Raw genomic sequence first — 17734 nt, 5'->3', positions numbered from 1 at the left:
GGCGCACCCGCGAAGGATCCGAACCCAAGCTCCCGGCCCTGGCGTCCAGGCGGCCCGGTGCTCGTGTCGTGCGCCCATCGAGACCAGTCCGCAGACGGTATTCGACGACGGAAGTTCACGACCGTGCCGAACGACACCTCATCCCGGTCCCGCTCATCCCGCGCGCCTGCCGGCGCTGCGCCCGCGTCCTCGCCGCACCGGCCCGTTCGCCGGCCCGCTCCCGATCCTCACGGCCGCCGTGCTCCGGGGCACCACCGGGACCGCCGCCTCCCTCGCCCCCGCCGGAGTACCGGCCGCGGCGGTCGGCGCCGCCGGACCGGCCCTCGGTGGCCTCCTCCTGTTCCTGACCGCACCCGGCAGCCGCACCCTGGCCGGGGTCCGCGACGGCGCCGAAGTCCACCCTCACGGCCGGCGCCGAGATCCCCGCCACCCCGCCGCACCACGACGAACTGACCGCACCGGCACCGGGCGGAGGACTGGCGCGCGCCCTGTGAACCTCCGCATGCCCCCTGGTCGAAGCTGTCGTCGCCATGAGCGTCCGGGCCCTGCCCGAGGCGCCGGCCGGCGAGGTCCGCTCAGGAGGGCACCGGGACGCACAGTACGGCGGCCGGTCCCTGTGCGCTGCCCACCCGGGTGGTGAAGGCGATGCCCGCGATGAGCTCGTCGGCGGCACACTGGCCCTTGTAGGCGCCGTAGGCGAAGTCGTCGCCCGCGCCGTCGGCGGGGCGGTTGTCGGAGCGGTCGAACCACACTGTCCGGCCGGCGGCTTTCGGCGTGGCGCGGGCGGGGGCGCACAGGGCCGCCGAGACCCGCTCGCCGCGGCGGCTGTAGCCGATGACGAACTGGCCCGCCGGGCACTGGAATTTGGTGTACCCGGACGCCCAGTCGCCGCCGGCGGGGACGTACCGCTCGTCGGTGACCACCGTCTGGGCGTTGCCCGTGGCGCGCAGGTCGCCGGCGGTCACGTCGGTGCACAGACCCCGTCCGCCGGAGTGCGCGAGACCGATCAGCCGCAGCCCGTCCGGGCAGACCGCCTTGTAGGCGCCCGAGTCCCAGTCGCCGCCCGCCCGCACGCGCAGGGACTCGACCTGGTCGCCGTGGTCCGTGGACAGCATGCGCCAGGTCGCCCCCTGCTCGACGTACCCGGTGCGGCTCCCGGAGTTCATGAGGTGGTCCCAGGCGGTGGCCCGCCAGTCGCCTCCGTCGAGGATGCCGGAGCGGTGCCCCGAGGTGTCGTAGCCGAGCAGCGCCCAGTCGTCGTGACCCGCCCAGCCGACCAGCGGCCAGTAGGCGAAGTCGGCGTCGTGGTCGGCGAAGTAGTCGGTGATGTTGCCGAACCAGGAGCGGGCGGCCGTACCCGTCTCGTTCGCGCCGATGCCGAACTCGCTGATCCAGACCGGCGCGGTGTAGTGCCTGCCCTCCGTGGTGACGAAGAAGGCCTCGTCGGCGAGGGCCTGGTACAGCTCGTCGCGGGTCAGGTCCTGATAGCGGGGGTCGCTGGTCTCGCCGATGCCGGTGGCGCCGCTGTGGTGGGGGCCGGTGTAACCGTAGAAGTGGGCCGAGTAGACCAGTTTGTGGGCGTCGACGAGGGTGTTGGAGAGGGTCCGGACGGGGGTGAGCATGGGGCGGCCGTGGGGGAATCCGTCGACCGGCAGGCCGGTCCAGTTGATGCCCTCGACGACGATCAGGAGATTCGGGTTCGCCTCGGTGAGGATGCGGTCGCCGGCGAGCTGGGCCGCGGCGTACCAGTCGTGGCCGTCGCCCAGGCCCCAGTTGGGGTCGTCGAGTACGTCACGGCGTACCTCGTTGTAGAGGTCGGCGCCCACGACCCGGGGGTTGGCGGCGTAGCGGCGGGCCATGAAGACCCAGTCGTCGGCCCACTGCTGGGTCGACTGGCTGCTGTTCCAGCGCTCGTTGCCGTCGACGCCGCAGCACCAACGGGAGGTGTTGGTGTGGTTGTTGAGGATGACGGCGAATCCCGCGCCGGTGAGGGCGCTGACGACGGCGTCGTAGACCTCCAGCGGGGTCCTGCCGCGCAGCTGTGGGTTGGCGGTGACCGCGACGTCCGGCACCGGGGCCGTGGTGTGGATCATCTCGTTCGAGAACGGCAGCCGGATGCTGTTGATGCCGAGTGCCTGGAAGTCGTTGAGGAGCTGGGAGAGGGGCGCGCGGTCCAGGCCGAGGGGGATGCCGTAGGAGTCCTGGCCGGCGTGGTGGTTCGCGGGATCGCCGGAGCTGCCGCTGCCCGTCCAGGAGCCCTGGGCGCCGTCCCAGTTGGCGGACTTGAGACGGAAGCGGTTGCCCGCGGCGTCGACGATGTACCGGCCCCGTGTGGACAGCGGGGGCTGCCAGGTGCCGGTGGTCTGCGCGGCGGACCGCGCGGGCCGCGGACCGGCGGTGGCCGGGGCGGTGCCGAACAGGGTGAGAACCAGGAACGTGACTGTCAGGTACGCGACAATCCGGAACGTTCGGGCGATCGGCATCGGCGGCAGTCCTCCGGGTGGGGTCCCGTGCGGGTGAATGTCCAGTACGGCTGAACGCCCCATGGGGGCGAGGCACCCTACCAGGGCACGGATCAGCGCAGAAGCGGCTCGTCCGACGTGCAGGCCTCGGCCGTCCATCCCTCCAGATCGCGTTCGGGGCGCAGCAACCGCCTGACGGCGGCCGCCGAGGCCCGGTGCCAGTCACGGCTGCGGCGGAGCATCGCGTGATCCCCGCCCCTGAGCAGCACCATCCCGGCCTGCGCGCCGGCGGTGCGGGCCTGCCGCACGTACGCGGCCGAGTCGGCGGGACCGGTGGTGCGGTCCCGCTCCCCGTGCAGGACGACGATCCTCGTCCCGGCGAGATCGTCCACGGGGTCGCCGGGCGGGCACCACGGGGCCAGTGCGAGCACCCCGCGCACCGAGGGGTCGGCCGCCGCGCGCAGCGCCGCCCGGCCGCCCATCGAGTGGCCGACCAGCACCACGGACGCGTCGCCGGCCAGGCCGCGCAGCTCGTCGAGCGCGCGCAGGGTGTCCTGGAGCGGATCGGCGTCGTCGTTCCAGCCCTGGTACCGGTAGCGCACCTGGCCGATCAGCACGTCGCGGGGCGAGGAGACCGACGCGGCCGCGCTGACGAAGGGCCGCATGCGCAGCGCGGCCGGCTGCCAGGAGCGCGCCGGGCGGAGTCCGTTCTCCTGTCCGCCGTGCAGGACGAGCACCGCGGCGCGGGTCCGCTCCCGCGGCCTGCGACGCACCACCAGCGCAGTCCCGCCCGCCTCGACGACCCGTCCGCGTCCGTCGGTCATCGCGTCGCGTCCCCCCTTTTTTCCTCCGGCCTGCAGCGTGCTCCCGCCATCAAACACTCCCGGAGGAGTCCCCTGCCACCGACCGGTACGTGCGGCGCGTGCCTTCCCCGCGAACATCAGTTAGGCTCCGGCGCGCACAGGGGACGCACAGCGGGGGTGGGGGACATGACCGAGAGCTTCGCCGAGCCCGAAAAGGACGGCAGACCGGGGCTTCAGGCGATCGCGGCGGTGGCGTTGTTCGCGGTCGTCGTGGGCGCTCTGTGGGCGCAGAAGGAGTTCGTCCACCAGAAGGACGCGGTGGGCGAACCGGCGGCCTGCTCGAACCCGGACGACCATCTGCCTGCCCGTTACGTCTCCGGCGGCCGGCTGTGCAAGGCGCTCAACCGGCCGGACCTGCCGGCCCTGCTGGGGACCTCGGACGAGCAGGCCGAGACCGCCCACGGCAGCGGGGAGTGGCTCACGCTCGCCGGGGGCACGAAGATCGCCGAACCCGAGGCGACGGTGACCCTGGAAACGTACTCCGTGAAGCTGACGGCGTCGTACGACCACATGACCGTAGCCACGGCGGGCGACCTGATGGACGACGCCCGCAGGACGACCGTTCTCGGACACCCCGCCGTCCTCTACTCCAGCCCGACCATCTCCATCGGGTTCAACCTCGGTGGCGGCAAGGCGAGCACGGGCCCCGGCGGCACCGCGCGCTGCCTCCTGGTCTCCAAGCACGGCAAGGACGACGGCCAGGGCACGTTCGAGGTCGCGCTCTGGCGGCAGGACGACGTGCCACCGGACGACACGGCACTGGAGCGGGTCGCGGAGCAGGTACTGCCGACCGTCCCCGGCTGGACCGGGCACTGACGGTCGCGGGAGCGGACAGGCGCGCCGCCGGGCCGGCCGGAGCTCCGGCCGGCCCGGCGGCGGGGAGAGCGCCGACGCGGTGTCAGGTCCTCACTGGGCGACGGTCGTCGTGGCGGCCAGGCTGCCCGCCGAGGGCAGCGACGGCAGCGAGGGCAGGGCGCCGAGAAGACCGGTGACCGCCGCGAGGATGGGGGCCAGCAGCCCGGTGACGGCGCTCACCACCCCGCCGAGGTCGAGCGAGGTCAGTGCGCTGAGCAGGTTCTTGACGGCGGCCTGGATCGCGTTCACCAGGTCCGAGACGGGGTCGGCGGCGCGGGGCGCGGCGCGGTGCGCGCGGTCGGTGGCACCGGAGTCCAGGTGCCGCAGCCGCTCCTGGACGGTGTTGCTCCACTCCCGCAGCGCCTTCGCGTAGGCGGTGGCCTGCGCCGGGTCGATGCGGGTGCCCTGAGCCGCGGCGAAGCCGGGCAGCGTGTCCAGCAGGGGTGTCAGGGCGGGGTCGTACCGTGTCGGGTCGATCGCGTCGATCCGGTCGAGGAGCGTGGCGAGGTCGGTGCCGGGCGGCAGGGCCGTCTGCGCGACACCGGGTCCCGTCCCTTCCCGGCCGGCGTCGGCGGCGGCAGCGGAGGCGGCCGCCGGGCCGAGGACCAGGGCGGCACAGACCAGGGGGGAGACGAGAAGGCCGCGGGAGGCAAGGGCGCGCATGGGATTCCTTTCGAGAACTGCTGTCTTTCGCCCACCGTGGAAAAAAGGGTGCGGCCCCGCAACCGGTCATCCGCCGTGGCGTGCCCAGAACGTGTCGGGGCGACGGCTCTGACCAGGGGGTTTGTTCCGGTACTTGGCTCCGTCCGGGTGTCGGTCGGGTGTTCGCCCGTCAGAGTGCGCCCGGCAGCCGGCACGGGCCGCACGCGAAGAGCCCCGTCCCTGACGGATCAGGGACGGGGCTCTTCGCATCGAGCGCCGGGCAGGCCTTGCACCTGCATCTCCCCACAGGAAGCGGGGCGTCTTTCCTTGGACCACCAACGCATCGCGTGCGACCCGGAATTGGGTGCCGCGCTCAAGATCGAGCCTACCGCGGCCGGGGCACCGGCCACAAACCGCTGCCACGCGGGGACGCCGCGCCCGCCCCGTGACGGCATCCGACGACGACCACGGCGGCCCGCCGCCCGGAAGCGGCGGACCGGCCCGCACCACGACCAGCACCCCGAGGAGCCACCCGCGACCGACGCCTGCCTCGTCATCCGACCGGCCGGCGGCACCCGCCTGCCTCGTCGTCCGACCGGCCGGCGACCGACGGACCGGGCCCGTGCCGCGGGCGGCTACTCCGGGACGCGGGCCAGGTCGTGCAGCCAGGCCTTCGCCGAACTGTCCGACGGAGCACGCCAGTCGCCGCGCGGGGAGAGCGAGCCGCCGGCCGAGACCTTGGGCCCGTTCGGCATCGCCGAGCGCTTGAACTGGGCGAAGGCGAAGAAGCGGCGGCAGAAGTAGTCGAGCCAGTGCCGGATCTCCGCGAGGTCGTACGCCTTGCGCTCGGCCTCGGGGAAGCCGGGCGGCCAGGCGCCCGCCTCCCGGTCGTGCCAGGCGTGCCAGGCCAGGAAGGCGATCTTCGACGGCCGGAACCCGTGCCGGAGCACCTGGTAGAGGGTGAAGTCGTGCAGCGCGTACGGGCCGATCTTCGACTCGGTGGACTGCAGTTCCTCACCCGGCACCAGCTCGGGGCTGATCTCGGTGTCGAGGATCGCGGCGAGGGTCTTGCCGGTCTCCGAGTCGAACTGCTCGCTGCTGATGACCCAGCGGATCAGGTGCTGGATCAGCGTCTTCGGCACCCCTGAGTTCACGTTGTAGTGGCTCATCTGGTCGCCGACACCGTACGTCGACCAGCCCAGCGCCAGCTCCGACAGGTCCCCGGTGCCGAGCACGATGCCACCGCGCTGGTTGGCCAGCCGGAACAGGTAGTCGGTGCGCAGCCCGGCCTGCACGTTCTCGAAGGTCACGTCGTAGACCGGCTCGCCGGCGGCGAACGGATGGCCCATCTCCCGCAGCATCAGCCGCGCGGTCGGTGTGATGTCCAGCTCGGCCGAGGTCACCCCGAGCGAGTTCATCAGCCGGTGCGCGTTGCCCTTGGTGTGCTCGCCCGTCGCGAAGCCCGGAAGGGTGAACGCCAGGATGTCGCTGCGCGGCCGGCCCGCGCGGTCCATGGCACGGGCGGCGACGATCAGCGCGTGCGTGGAGTCGAGGCCGCCGGACACCCCGATCACCACCTTCGGGCCGCCGATCGCCGCCAGCCGCTGCTGGAGCGCGGCGACCTGGATGTTGTACGCCTCGTAGCAGTCCTGGGCGAGCCGCCGCGGGTCGGCCGGGACGAAGGGGAAGCGCTCCACCCGGCGCCGCAGCCCCAGGTCGGCCGTCGGCGGGTCGAGCCGGAAGGCGACGGTCCGGAAGCCGCCGGTGCGGGCCGCGTGGGTACGGCGGTTGTCGTCGAACGAGCCCATCCGGGCCCGCTCCTGCCGCAGCAGGTCCAGGTCGACGTCGGCCACCGCGTACTGGTCGTCGAGCGGGAACCGGTCCGTCTCGGCCAGCAGCGAGCCGTTCTCGTAGATCATGGTCTGGCCGTCCCAGGACAGGTCCGTCGACGACTCGCCGAGCCCGGCCGCGGCATAGACGTACGCGGCGAGGCAGCGCTGCGACGCGGAGCGGCACAGCAGCTTGCGGTCCTCCGCCCGGCCGACCGTGATCGGGCTGCCCGAGAGGTTGAGCAGCACGGTCGCGCCGGCCAGCGCCGCCTCCGCGCTCGGCGGCACCGGCACCCACATGTCCTCGCAGATCTCGGCGTGCAGCACGAGACCGGGGACGTCCTCCGCCTCGAAGAGCAGGTCCACCCCGAACGGCACGTTCTCGCCGCCGATCCGGATGGTGCCGCCCCGCTCGTCGTCACCGGCGGCGATCTGGCGCCGCTCGTAGAACTCCCGGTAGTTCGGCGGGTACGACTTGGGCGCGACCCCGAGGATCCGGCCGCGGTGCACGAACACCGCGCAGTTGTAGACCCGGTTGCGGTGCCGCAGCGGGGCGCCGACGACGAGGACCGGCAACAGCCCGGCCGAACCGGCCCGCACCGTCTCGACGGCCTCCTCGGCCTGGTCGAGCACCGCGTCCTGGAGCAGCAGGTCCTCGATCGAGTAGCCGGTCAGGCCGAGCTCCGGGAAGACCGCCACCGCGACGCCCTCCTCGGCGCAGCGGCGGGCCTGCCGCAGCACCGCCTCGGCGTTGGCGTGCGGGTCGGCGATGACGGTGTGGCCCGTGCACGAGGCGATGCGCGCGAAGCCATGCTCATAGATCGACCAGAAGTTCAACGGGGTTTCCTCGGGAGAGCGGGCGGGACGGACACGGTGCGGATGCCGGACAGGGAGTGTCGCCGTACCCGGGCACTCTCTCCTTCGACGTCCGGCGAACCTCCTGCCCCCAGCAGCATAGATCGCCGCGCGATCCGGGCTGGTCAGGGATTCTGCGCGGGCCGCAGGCAGGGTCGCCGCGCACGGCGGGCTCACAGGGGCATGGCCTCCACCAGGACCGCGGCTGTCCGGCGGGCCGGGGCCTCGGTCTCTGCCGCGACGCGGTGGAACGTCCGCTCCGCCTCGTGGGCCGGCCAGCCGCCGGGCAGCGGTCGGCCGCTGCCCGGCTCGACCGGATCCCTACGCGGCGGTGCCGCCCGCGTAGTCGCTGTTGAACGTGGTCTCGACGGTCGTGGCCACCGACTGCGCCACCCCGGTGCCCGTGAGGATGATGCCCAGCTCACGGTTGTTGGACAGGGAGTTGCTGCTGACGTTCATGGAGCCGGCCTCCACCTCCTGGGTGGACAGGCCGTAGTCGGCGACCATGGCCTTGGCGTGGATGTAGAACCCGTTGGGGTCGGAGTAGCCGACGACCGTGCCGCCCGCGGCCTTGATCGAGGAGACCTCGCTGGAGTAGTCGCCCGGTGTCTCCAGGACGACCCGCACCTTCACGCCCGCCTTGGCTCTGGCGACGATGGCGTTGACCACCGTGCTGTCGCTGAACTCCAGTTCCTCGACGTCGAGCGTCCTGGTCGCGGCGTTGACCACGGTCAGCAGGCGGCTGCGCGAGTCGGTGGGGGACCAGAGCAGGTGGTCGCCGTCGGTGGGGGTGACGGAGGTGCCGGCGTAGTCGGCGTTGAAGACCTTCTCGATCGCCGCGACGTCCCGGGTGTCGTCGGTGAAGACCCCGTAGTCCCGGCCGGTCGAGTAGTACTGGGAGGTCAGGTTGCCGGTCAGCACGAGCGACTTGGCGCCGTCGACCGTGATGGTCTTCTGGTGCGTGTAGACGAAGCTGGACGGCGACCACACCACACCCACGCCCGCGTTCGTGAGGGAGGTGTAGGCGGAGTTGTCGGCGCTCTTGTGTGCCTGATCCAGGACGACCCGCACGGTGACGCCCTTGTTCTTCAGGGCTATGAGGTCGTTGACGGCCGTGGTGTCCTCCAGTTCGTACATCGTCATGTCGAGCGAGCTGGTGGCCGAGTTGATGAAGCCGTAGATCGTGGGCTCGCCGCTGCTGAGCGAGAAGGCGAACGCGGAGTAGCTCGCGGCGCTCGCGGGGACCGCGGTGGCGACCACGGCCGCAGTGGCCGCGAGGGCGGCACCCGCGCGAACGAGAAGCTTCGACAGCATGTGCGTGACTCCTAGTCGAGTAGACGCTCACGTGGGGGGTGGGTGAGCGTGGGCATGACACCACGCGCGTAGACTGCCGAGGAAGGGGAGCCGGGTGAACTCACCGCCACCTGCGGGGTGTACAGGCGGACATTGCGGACTCGCAGCAGGTGGGGGCCGGTTCATGGGCGTACCGCGAGAACGCAAAATCTTCGTAGCCGAGCACGGCGGGCCCGTCCGCCCGCGTCATCGGCTCCGCCGGGTGACGGGCGACGTCGGGACCGCCGTGCGCCGTCGAGCCGGGAGCCCAGGCCGTCGCGGAGGAGGTCGTAGGCCGGGCGGGCCGCCGGGACGGCCCGCGGGTAGCGGCCGCGGCGGCCGCGCCGTCCGCCAGGGCCTGGCGGTTCATGCCGGCCGGTTGCCGCTGCTCCACGACACCTGGGCCGCCGTGAGACGCGCGGCCGGCGGATCGGCGCCGGCCTCCCGCAGTGCCTCGGTCACCCCTCGATCCCGTGGGGCGTGTACCGGGTGAGCCGTGTCGCCGGGCTCTCCCTGGCGAAGGTCATCCTCAGTGGTCCACCGCCGACGGCATCCCCCCTCGAAACGGCGCTCACCCACTGGTTCGGCTGATGGCAGACGGGAGCCGGTCAGGAATGGAGAAGCGTTAGGCTTCCGATCCCGGCTAGCGTGGCGGCGATCGACCAAGGACCCCGCGCAGCAGACGGAGACGGGTTTGAGCATGGCCACAGAGACCGAGAAGACGACGTCCACGCCGCACGAGGCCGACAGCCACGGCCTGATCCGCGTGCACGGCGCGCGGGAGAACAACCTCAAGGACGTCAGCATCGAGATCCCGAAGCGCCGGCTGACGGTCTTCACCGGAGTCTCCGGCTCGGGCAAGAGCTCACTGGTGTTCGACACCATCGCCGCCGAGTCCCAGCGGCTGATCAACGAGACCTACCCCGCGTTCGTCCAGGGCTTCATGCCCAACCTGGCCCGGCCCGAGGTCGACGTCCTCGAAGGACTGACCACCGCGATCATCGTCGACCAGCAGCGGATGGGCGGCGACCCGCGCTCCACCGTGGGCACGGCCACCGACGCGAACGCCCTGCTGCGCATCCTCTTCAGCCGCCTGGGCAAGCCGCACATCGGCTCGCCCAAGGCGTTCTCCTTCAACATCGCCTCGATCAGGGGGGCCGGCGCGGTCACCGTCGAACGCGCCGGGCAGAAGGTGAAGGAGCGCCGCAGCTTCAGCATCACCGGCGGCATGTGCCCGCGCTGCGAGGGCCGGGGCGCCGTCACCGACCTCGACCTCGCCCAGCTCTACGACGAGACCCTGTCCCTCAACGAGGGCGCGATCACCGTCCCCGGCTACAAGGGCGGCGGCTGGAACTCCCGCCTCTACATCGAGTCCGGCTTCTTCGACCCGGACAAGCCGATCAGTACATTCACGAAGAAGGAGCTGCAGGATTTCCTGCACCGGGAGCCGACCCGGATGAAGATCGCGGGCATCAACATGACCTACGAAGGTCTGATCCCGCGCATCCAGAAGTCGATGCTCTCCAAGGACAAGGAGTCGATGCAGCCGCACATCCGCGAGTTCGTGGAGCGGGCGGTCACCTTCGCCACCTGCCCCGACTGCGACGGCACCCGGCTCAGCGAGGGTGCCCGCTCCTCGAAGATCGACGGCGTCAGCATCGCCGACGCCTGCGCGATGCAGATCAGCGACCTCGCCGCTTGGGTGCGCGGCCTCGACGAACCGTCGGTGGCGCCGCTGCTCGCCACGCTCCTGCACACCCTGGAGTCGTTCGTCGAGATCGGCCTCGGCTACCTCTCCCTCGACCGGCCGGCCGGCACGCTCTCCGGCGGCGAGGCCCAGCGCACCAAGATGATCCGCCACCTCGGCTCCTCGCTCACCGACGTCACCTACGTCTTCGACGAGCCCACCACCGGCCTGCACCCGCACGACATCCAGCGCATGAACGGCCTGCTGCTGCGGCTGCGCGACAAGGGCAACACGGTGCTCGTCGTGGAGCACAAGCCGGAGGTCATCGCCATCGCCGACCACGTCGTCGACCTCGGCCCCGGCGCCGGGGCGGGCGGCGGCACGGTCTGCTTCGAGGGCACCGTCGCGGCCCTGCGGACGGGCGGCACCGTCACCGGCCGTCACTTCGACGACCGGGCCGCCCTCAAGGACACGGTCCGCAAGCCCACCGGCACGCTGGAGATCCGTGGCGCGAGCACCCACAACCTGCAGGGCGTCGACGTCGACATCCCGCTCGGCGTCCTGGCCGTCGTGACCGGGGTCGCGGGCTCCGGCAAGAGCTCCCTGGTGCACGGATCGATCCCGGCCGGCGCCGGGGTGGTCTCCGTCGACCAGGGCGCCATCCGCGGCTCCCGGCGCAGCAACCCGGCGACCTACACCGGACTGCTCGACCCGATCCGCAAGGCCTTCGCCAAGGAGAACGGCGTCAAGCCGGCCCTGTTCAGCTCCAACTCCGAGGGCGCCTGCCCCACCTGCAACGGCGCCGGTGTGATCTACACCGACCTGGCGATGATGGCGGGCGTCGCCACCACCTGCGAGGACTGCGACGGGAAGCGGTTCGAGGCGTCCGTCCTCGACTACCGGCTCGGCGGCCGGGACATCAGCGAGGTGCTGGCGATGCCGGTGACCGAGGCCGAGGAGTTCTTCGCCGCGGGCGAGGCGCACACCCCGGCCGCCCACCGCATCCTCCAGCGGCTCACGGACGTCGGCCTCGGCTACCTCACCATCGGCCAGCCCCTCACGACCCTGTCCGGCGGCGAGCGCCAGCGCCTCAAGCTGGCCACGCACATGGCCGACAAGGGCGGCGTCTACGTCCTCGACGAGCCGACCGCGGGCCTGCACCTCGCCGACGTCGAGCAGTTGCTGGGGCTGCTGGACCGGCTGGTCGACTCCGGCAAGTCGGTGATCGTCGTCGAGCACCACCAGGCGGTCATGGCCCACGCCGACTGGATCATCGACCTCGGCCCGGGCGCCGGCCACGACGGCGGCCGCATCGTCTTCGAGGGCACCCCGGCCGACCTGGTGACCGCCCGCTCCACCCTCACCGCCCAGCACCTCGCGGAGTACGTCGGGGCCTGAACCGGCGCCGTCCACGGAGGTTTGAGCATTCAAACGTCACTGGTTAGGCTGCGCCCATGACCACGACGCCACGCTGGCTGAACCCCGAGGAACGACGGGCGTGGCTCGCCTACGTCCAGTTCTCCACGCACCTGTCCGACCACCTGAACCGCCAGCTGCGGCGCGACGCGGGGATGACCCACGCCGACTACTCCCTCCTCGCCAACCTGTCCTCGGTCGAGGACCACAGCCTGACCATGTCCGAGCTGGCCGAACGGCTGAAGATCACCAGAAGCCGGCTCACCCACGCCGTGACCCGCCTCCAGGAGGCCGGCTACGTCGACCGCCGCGAGGACCCCGTCAACCGCCGTAACCAGCACGCGGTCCTCACCCCGGCCGGCATGAGCCTCCTGGAGCGTGCGGCTCCCGGCCATGTCGAGGCGGTACGCCGAGCCGTCTTCGACGCCCTCACCCCCGAGCAGGTCACCCAGTTCGCCGCCATCGGCGAGGCCGTCAACGCGGCCCTTCAGCGCATCGACGCCGACACCGACGAACAGGAGGCACTTCCCTGGCGCCGCCGCTAGCCCGGCGCCGGGATGCGCGACCGCCACAACGGCCCCGCAGACGGCAGCCGGCGTGTCGCGGCACCTCCAGCGCCCCGGGGGCCCGTCACGGACGACGAATCCGCGGCGGGCCCCCGGGGGCGCGATGGCCGGTGCGGCCGGTCAGGCCTCCTCGTGGCCCTCCGGCGCCAGCAGGATCGCCGTGTTGGTGCGGTGCGCCACGGCGTCGCTGACCCGCGGGTCGAACAGCGCCTCGACGGCGCTCCGGTGGTGGGGGCTCAGCACGATGAGGTCGGCCGCGAACTCCTCGGCGGTGTCGGCGATGGTGGTCGCGACCTGGGTGGTCAGCCCCCTGACGAGGGTTCCCCCGGCCTTGACGCCCTGTTCGCGCAGGGCCGTCAGAGCCTCGTCGAGGACTGCCTTGGCCTCGGCGTCCTCCTCCAGGGGCATGATCGCGGTGACGGAGGCGGCGGAGGCGATGACGTGTACGACGCGGACCTCGGCGTTCGTCAGCCGGGCCAGCTCGCCGGCCAGCCGCACGGCGGAGTGGCGGGCGGGGCTGGGATCGACGGCGACCAGGATGCGCTGGAACACGGACACGGTGTTTCCCTTTCCGGGGATCTGGAAGGTCTACTCGGTGGTCAGGGACGCCGGATCACGGCGTGACGGGTCGGCGCGTCCGGCGCCGAACGAGTTCTTCCAGCCCCACCCTATGATCATCGCACCGGTCGTCGGCGTCCCGGACAGCGGCCCGTGCAACAGCCACCGATCTGCCGCGAGCCGCCCGGTGTCGCAGGCGCGGCCGGCCGTCGGACGTACCGTCCCGCCCCTCACCGCATGACGTCGACGAGGTGGGGTACGACGCGGGTCAGCCGGGTCACGCCCCACAGGATCAGACCGGCCCCGGCCACCTCGGGCAGCAGCCACCATCCGGTGCGGACCGACTCGTCGAAGAGGGTGACGCCGAGGAGCAGGCTCACCGCGGCGTCGCCGATGGTCAGCGCGGGCTGGGAGGCGACGAGGGGACCGGCCTGCAGCGCGTTCTCCAGGAGCAGCAGCGCCGCGATCCCGGTGAGCGCGAAGCCGTAGGTCTGCCAGGCGCTGAGAAAAGCGGCCAGGCCGTCGTCGGCGAGGCGTCCGGTGGCCGACTTCATGAGCGCCGCGGTCAGCGCGTTGCCGATCGCGGCCCCCGTGGCCAGGGCCGCCGCGCGGAACAGCGGCGACGACGAGGACCGTACGAGCAGCACGGTGACGCCGATGGCGCCGAGGGCGAGAGCGAGGACCGGGACCCAGCGCTGCATGGACGCCTGCTGCCGGCCGCCGGACGGGGCGGCCGACGCGAGCAGCAGGGCCAGTCCGGCCACCACCACGGCGATCGTCCGCCATCCCTCAGGACTCGGCCTGCGATGCATCAGCGGCACGGCGATCAGCAGTGCGCACGGCAACTCCAGCATGAACAGCGGCTGGACCAGCGCCATGGGCCCGTTGACCAGGGCGAGCGCCTGGAAGACCGCGGCCCCCGCCACTCCGGCGATACCGACCGCCCAGGCCGGCCGCCGCATGAGCACCAGCAGCAGGCGCAGTCCGCTCCGGCCGGGCACGGTGGACGCGGCCTTGCGCTGGAAAGCCGTGCCCGCCGCGTTGCTGACGGCACCCAGGACGGCGAAGAGCACGGCGAGCACCATCATGGTTCCAGCATGCCTGCTGCGCCCGGCCCGCTCAGCCCCGGAGCGTCCGCCGCCGCGGACCGGGCGCTACGGCCGGAGCACGATCTTGCCCCGGGCGTGCTGGCGTTCCAGGTCACGGAACGCCTCCCGCACCTGCTCCAGCGGGTAGACGCGGGCGATCGGCACGTCCAGCTCGCCCCGGGCGGCGAGCCGTGCGAGCTCGCCGACCACGACCGCGGACGCGGCCGACCCCTCCCCGTAGGTCCGGGCGCCGACCCGGGCCGCGGCCGGCCAGTCCCGGATGGTGTTGATCCGTTCGGGCCGCACCCCCAGCTCCACGGCCATGTCCACGTAACCGTCGCCGAAGGTGTCGATGAACGCGTCGACGCCCCCGCCCCCGGCGGCCTCGCGGATCCGGTCGGCCGCCCCCTGCCCGTACACCACCGGCACGACGCCGTGGGCCGTCAGCCAGGCGTGGTTCGCCTCGCTCGCCAGCCCGACGACTTTCGCGCCGCGCCGTCGCGCGAGCTGTACGGCGAGTGCCCCGACGCCACCGGCCGCGCCGGAGACCACGACGGTCTCCGCCGGCCTGGGGTCGACCGCGAACACGGTCGCGTACGCGGTGGTGCCGGCCACGTACAGCGACCCGGCCACCTCCCACGGCAGTCCCTCCGGACGGGACACCAGATTGACGTCCTCGGCCACGACGTACTCCGCGTGGCTCGCCCGGTTGTGAGTGAATCCGAGGACCTCGTCGCCCACCGCGAAGCCGCGCACCTCGGGACCGGCCGCGACCACGACACCGGCCAGGTCGCTGCCCTGCCCGGAGGGGAAAACAGCGGGCCAGCGTCCGTGCCGGGCACCCTCGCGGATCATCACCTCACCGGGCTGGATCCCAGCCGCGCGGACCTCGACGAGCACCTGCCCGGGACCCGGCACCGGCCGCTCGACCTCCTCCACCCGCAGCACATCGATCCCGCCGTACGCGTGGAACCGCACCGCCTTCATCGCCTGATCACCGCTCTTCCTCGCAGAGAGAAGCCCTGGCCGACGAGCCCCGGCCGGCCGCACCGGACGCGGCTTCGCGTTCAACGAACCGGTGGCACGGCTGTCTTCCCGGTGACGGCACGGAGTCTCGTCAAGTCCCCCACGGATCAGGAGAGTTGCGCGGCGAGCGGGTCGTCGGCCAGGAACGCGGCCAGTTCCGCCCGGTCGGGCGCCGTGGCGGGACCGCGCCGGGTCACCGCGAAGGCCGCCGCCGCGTTGGCGCCGTGCGCGGCCGTCAGCGGGTCGAACCCCTGGCCGAGCAGGGCGAGGAACGCGCCGACGTGCGCGTCGCCCGCGCCGTTGCTGTCCACGGCGGTGACCGGGAAGCCCGGTACATGCACGGGCGACCGCCCGGGGGCGGCCAGCCAGCAGCCGTCCTTGTCGGCCCGGACGAGCACTCCCGCCCCAGGGGACAGCCGCCGCACGAGGGCCGCCGCCGCGGTACGGGGATCCTCGTGCCCGGTCATGATGCGGGCCTCGCGGGCGTTGGCGCTGAGCCAGTCGGTGCGGGCCAGAACAGGGGCGAGGACATGCTCGGGGATGTCGGCGACCAGCGGTCCCGGATCGAGGCAGAGGGTGCTGCCGGCGGGCAGTACGGCGGTCAGCCCGGACAGCAGCGGGCCGTTGCCCGGCAGGGCCAGCCCGTACCCGGAGAGCTGGACGAGGTCGTCGGGGCGCAGCTGGGCCCCCACGGCCGTCAGGTCGGCCGGGGCCAGGGTGGCCTCGGCCCCGAAGCTGGTCACGAAGGTGCGTTCGCCGCCGGAGTCGACCAGGGCCACGGTGAAGCCGGTGTCGCGGTCGGTGCGGGCGGGCAGCAGCGTCCCGATCTCCTCGGCGGCCAGTGCCGCGCGCACCAGGTCGCCGTGCGGTCCGGTGCCGTGCAGACCGGCGTACACGGCCTCCGCGCCCAGCCGGCGGGCGGCCACCAGCGTGTTGAAACCGCCGCCCGTGGTCGTCCGGCTGTGCGTGCCCAGCACGTCGCCGCCACGTTCGGGCAGCGCGGGAATCTCGATCACCACGTCGGCGATCACGTTCCCGGCGAGCACGATCCGCCGGTTCACCGGCCGGCTCCCTGGAGGCGGGCGGCGACGGGTTCGCCGCTGTCCCCCGGGGTGGCCGTGCCGCGCCTGCCGCACAGGCCGTACACCGCCGCGCCGACGGCCATCGACACCGCCCAGCCGAGGCCGTTGACACCGAACCAGGTGTCGCTGAGCGGCCCCGCGAACCAGACGTCGTCCGCGCTCGTCGAGGCCTTGGTGAAGAGCAGGCCGGCGACGATGGCGAGCGCCCAGCCGAGGACCGCGGGCAGCCGGAAGCCGGCCGAGTACCAGTAGGCGCTGGACCGGGTGGTGTCCATCAGGGCCGGCGGGTCGTAGGTGCGGCCGCGCAGCGAGTCCACCGCGATCACTCCGATCCAGGCCGAGATGGGCACGGCCAGCAGCGTCAGGAACGTCGAGAACGGCCCGTAGAAATCGTCGGCGACCAGCATGAAGTAGATACCGCCCGCGAACATCAGCACGACGTCGAGCGCGACCGCGTACGCGCGCGGCACCCGCAGGCCGAGGGTGATCATCGTGAGCCCCGCCGAGTACGTGGAGAGGTGGTTCGACATCAGCAGCCCGCCGAAGGCCGCGACCAGGTACGGGATCGCCATCCAGGAGGGCAGCATCGCGTTGATCGCGGCGACCGGGTCGGAGGCGCCGGCGAGTGTCCGGTCGCCCGCGGAGAGCAGCGAGCCGAGCGAGATCAGCAGCACCAGCGGGATGCCCGCGCCGAACGCCGAGGCCACCACGAGGCGCCGGCCCGGGATCGCGCGCGGCAGATAGCGGGCGTAGTCCGCACCGGCGTTGGCCCAGCCGATGCCCGTGCCGGAGGCGATGAAGCCCACCCCGGCGACCACCGCGCTGGTGGGCCCCGCCGGGGCGTCGAGGACCTTGGACCAGTCGACGGTCGAGACCAGGAAGCCCATGACGACCAGGTTCAGGACGCCGAAGCCGACCGTGGCCCACTTGTTGATCCACATGATGGTGGCGTGGCCCAGGCCGCTGATCAGGAGCGTGCAGGCGATGAAGACCAGCAGGCAGACCACGGTGAGCGCGGTGTTCTGCCGGACCCCGAAGGCGGTGTCGAGGAGTGCCAGCAGCGCGTAGGCCGCGGTGGTCGTGGAGATGGTCTCCCAGCCGACCCGGCTCAGCCAGGTGATCAGGGTCGGCCCCGCGTTGCCCCGCTGCCCGAAGACCGCACGGGACAGGGTGAGCGCCGGGGCGCCGCCCTTCTTGCCGGCCAGGCTCAGGGCGCCGACGAGCGCGAAGGACCCGAAGGATCCGAGAACGGCCACGAGGACCGCCTGCCAGATGTCCAGGCCGCGGAACGCCACCAGGGTGGCACCCAGCGGCAGCCCGAGGATGCTGATGTTGGCGGCGAACCAGGTCCAGAACATCTGGCCGGCGTGACCGCGCCGTTCACTGTCGGGGACCGGTTCGATCCCACGGGTCTCGACGGTACCGACGCGATCGTTCGTCTTCGAAACGGCCATGACGGAACCTCCTTGCTGG

Annotated in this window: 13 protein-coding genes; 3 read left to right on the top strand and 10 right to left on the bottom strand. The window is 72.5% G+C overall.

What is annotated here, in order from left to right; genetic code table 11:
• Window positions 1-575: 575 nt before the first annotated feature.
• Together BLW82_RS01820 and BLW82_RS01815 are read right to left on the bottom strand one after the other, a co-directional pair.
• On the bottom strand, window positions 576-2483 hold the full coding sequence (locus tag BLW82_RS01820) for a glycoside hydrolase family 5 protein (protein WP_093497139.1): 1908 nt from the start codon (window positions 2481-2483) through the stop codon (window positions 576-578).
• 92 nt (window positions 2484-2575) lie between these two features.
• The gene (locus BLW82_RS01815; protein ID WP_093497138.1) at window positions 2576-3286 is read right to left on the bottom strand and encodes an alpha/beta fold hydrolase; all 711 of its coding nucleotides are present in this window, start codon (window positions 3284-3286) and stop codon (window positions 2576-2578) included.
• Between the two features lie 165 nt (window positions 3287-3451).
• Here BLW82_RS01815 and BLW82_RS01810 point away from each other — a divergent pair, with 165 nt between their 5' ends.
• Window positions 3452-4141 carry a DUF6215 domain-containing protein gene (locus BLW82_RS01810; protein ID WP_093497137.1) on the top strand — a complete coding sequence of 230 codons (690 nt, stop codon included), beginning with the start codon at window positions 3452-3454 and terminating at the stop codon, window positions 4139-4141.
• 90 nt (window positions 4142-4231) lie between these two features.
• Here BLW82_RS01810 and BLW82_RS01805 read toward each other — a convergent pair whose 3' ends face one another.
• The 3 genes from BLW82_RS01805 to BLW82_RS01795 all read right to left on the bottom strand — a co-directional run bounded on the left by BLW82_RS01805 (window position 4232) and on the right by BLW82_RS01795 (window position 8820).
• A complete protein-coding gene (locus tag BLW82_RS01805; RefSeq protein ID WP_093497136.1) occupies window positions 4232-4843 on the bottom strand; it encodes a hypothetical protein in 612 nt (203 codons plus the stop codon).
• A gap of 614 nt (window positions 4844-5457) precedes the next feature.
• Window positions 5458-7488: an NAD(+) synthase gene (locus BLW82_RS01800; protein WP_093497135.1), complete on the bottom strand. Its 2031-nt coding sequence runs from the start codon at window positions 7486-7488 to the stop codon at window positions 5458-5460.
• Window positions 7489-7827: 339 nt separating this feature from the next.
• Window positions 7828-8820, bottom strand: a complete 993-nt coding sequence (locus BLW82_RS01795; RefSeq protein ID WP_093497134.1) for a phospholipase D-like domain-containing protein — start codon at window positions 8818-8820, stop codon at window positions 7828-7830.
• A gap of 718 nt (window positions 8821-9538) precedes the next feature.
• Between BLW82_RS01795 and BLW82_RS01790 the strand changes: the two genes are divergently transcribed.
• Window positions 9539-11923, top strand: a complete 2385-nt coding sequence (locus BLW82_RS01790; RefSeq protein WP_093497133.1) for an ATP-binding cassette domain-containing protein — start codon at window positions 9539-9541, stop codon at window positions 11921-11923.
• Window positions 11924-11979: 56 nt separating this feature from the next.
• Window positions 11980-12486: a MarR family winged helix-turn-helix transcriptional regulator gene (locus BLW82_RS01785; protein ID WP_093497132.1), complete on the top strand. Its 507-nt coding sequence runs from the start codon at window positions 11980-11982 to the stop codon at window positions 12484-12486.
• Window positions 12487-12627: 141 nt separating this feature from the next.
• Here the strand turns inward: BLW82_RS01785 and BLW82_RS01780 are convergent, their stop codons facing one another.
• From BLW82_RS01780 to BLW82_RS01755, 5 genes are all read right to left on the bottom strand, one after another.
• Window positions 12628-13065 carry a universal stress protein gene (locus BLW82_RS01780; protein ID WP_371131279.1) on the bottom strand — a complete coding sequence of 146 codons (438 nt, stop codon included), beginning with the start codon at window positions 13063-13065 and terminating at the stop codon, window positions 12628-12630.
• Window positions 13066-13295: 230 nt separating this feature from the next.
• Window positions 13296-14153 (bottom strand): DMT family transporter, encoded by an 858-nt coding sequence (locus BLW82_RS01770; RefSeq protein WP_093497130.1) that lies wholly within the window; start codon window positions 14151-14153, stop codon window positions 13296-13298.
• A gap of 66 nt (window positions 14154-14219) precedes the next feature.
• The gene (locus BLW82_RS01765; protein WP_093497129.1) at window positions 14220-15140 is read right to left on the bottom strand and encodes an NADP-dependent oxidoreductase; all 921 of its coding nucleotides are present in this window, start codon (window positions 15138-15140) and stop codon (window positions 14220-14222) included.
• A 146-nt stretch (window positions 15141-15286) separates the two neighbouring features.
• A complete protein-coding gene (locus tag BLW82_RS01760; protein WP_093497128.1) occupies window positions 15287-16240 on the bottom strand; it encodes a PfkB family carbohydrate kinase in 954 nt (317 codons plus the stop codon).
• Window positions 16237-17715 (bottom strand): purine-cytosine permease family protein, encoded by a 1479-nt coding sequence (locus BLW82_RS01755; protein WP_093497127.1) that lies wholly within the window; start codon window positions 17713-17715, stop codon window positions 16237-16239. The genes BLW82_RS01760 and BLW82_RS01755 overlap by 4 nt, the downstream gene beginning before the upstream one ends.
• Window positions 17716-17734: the final 19 nt, after the last annotated feature.

The organism is Streptomyces sp. Ag109_O5-10 (genome assembly GCF_900105755.1).
GTDB lineage: Bacteria > Actinomycetota > Actinomycetes > Streptomycetales > Streptomycetaceae > Streptomyces.
This window is presented reverse-complemented; position numbering and strand designations above follow the sequence as displayed.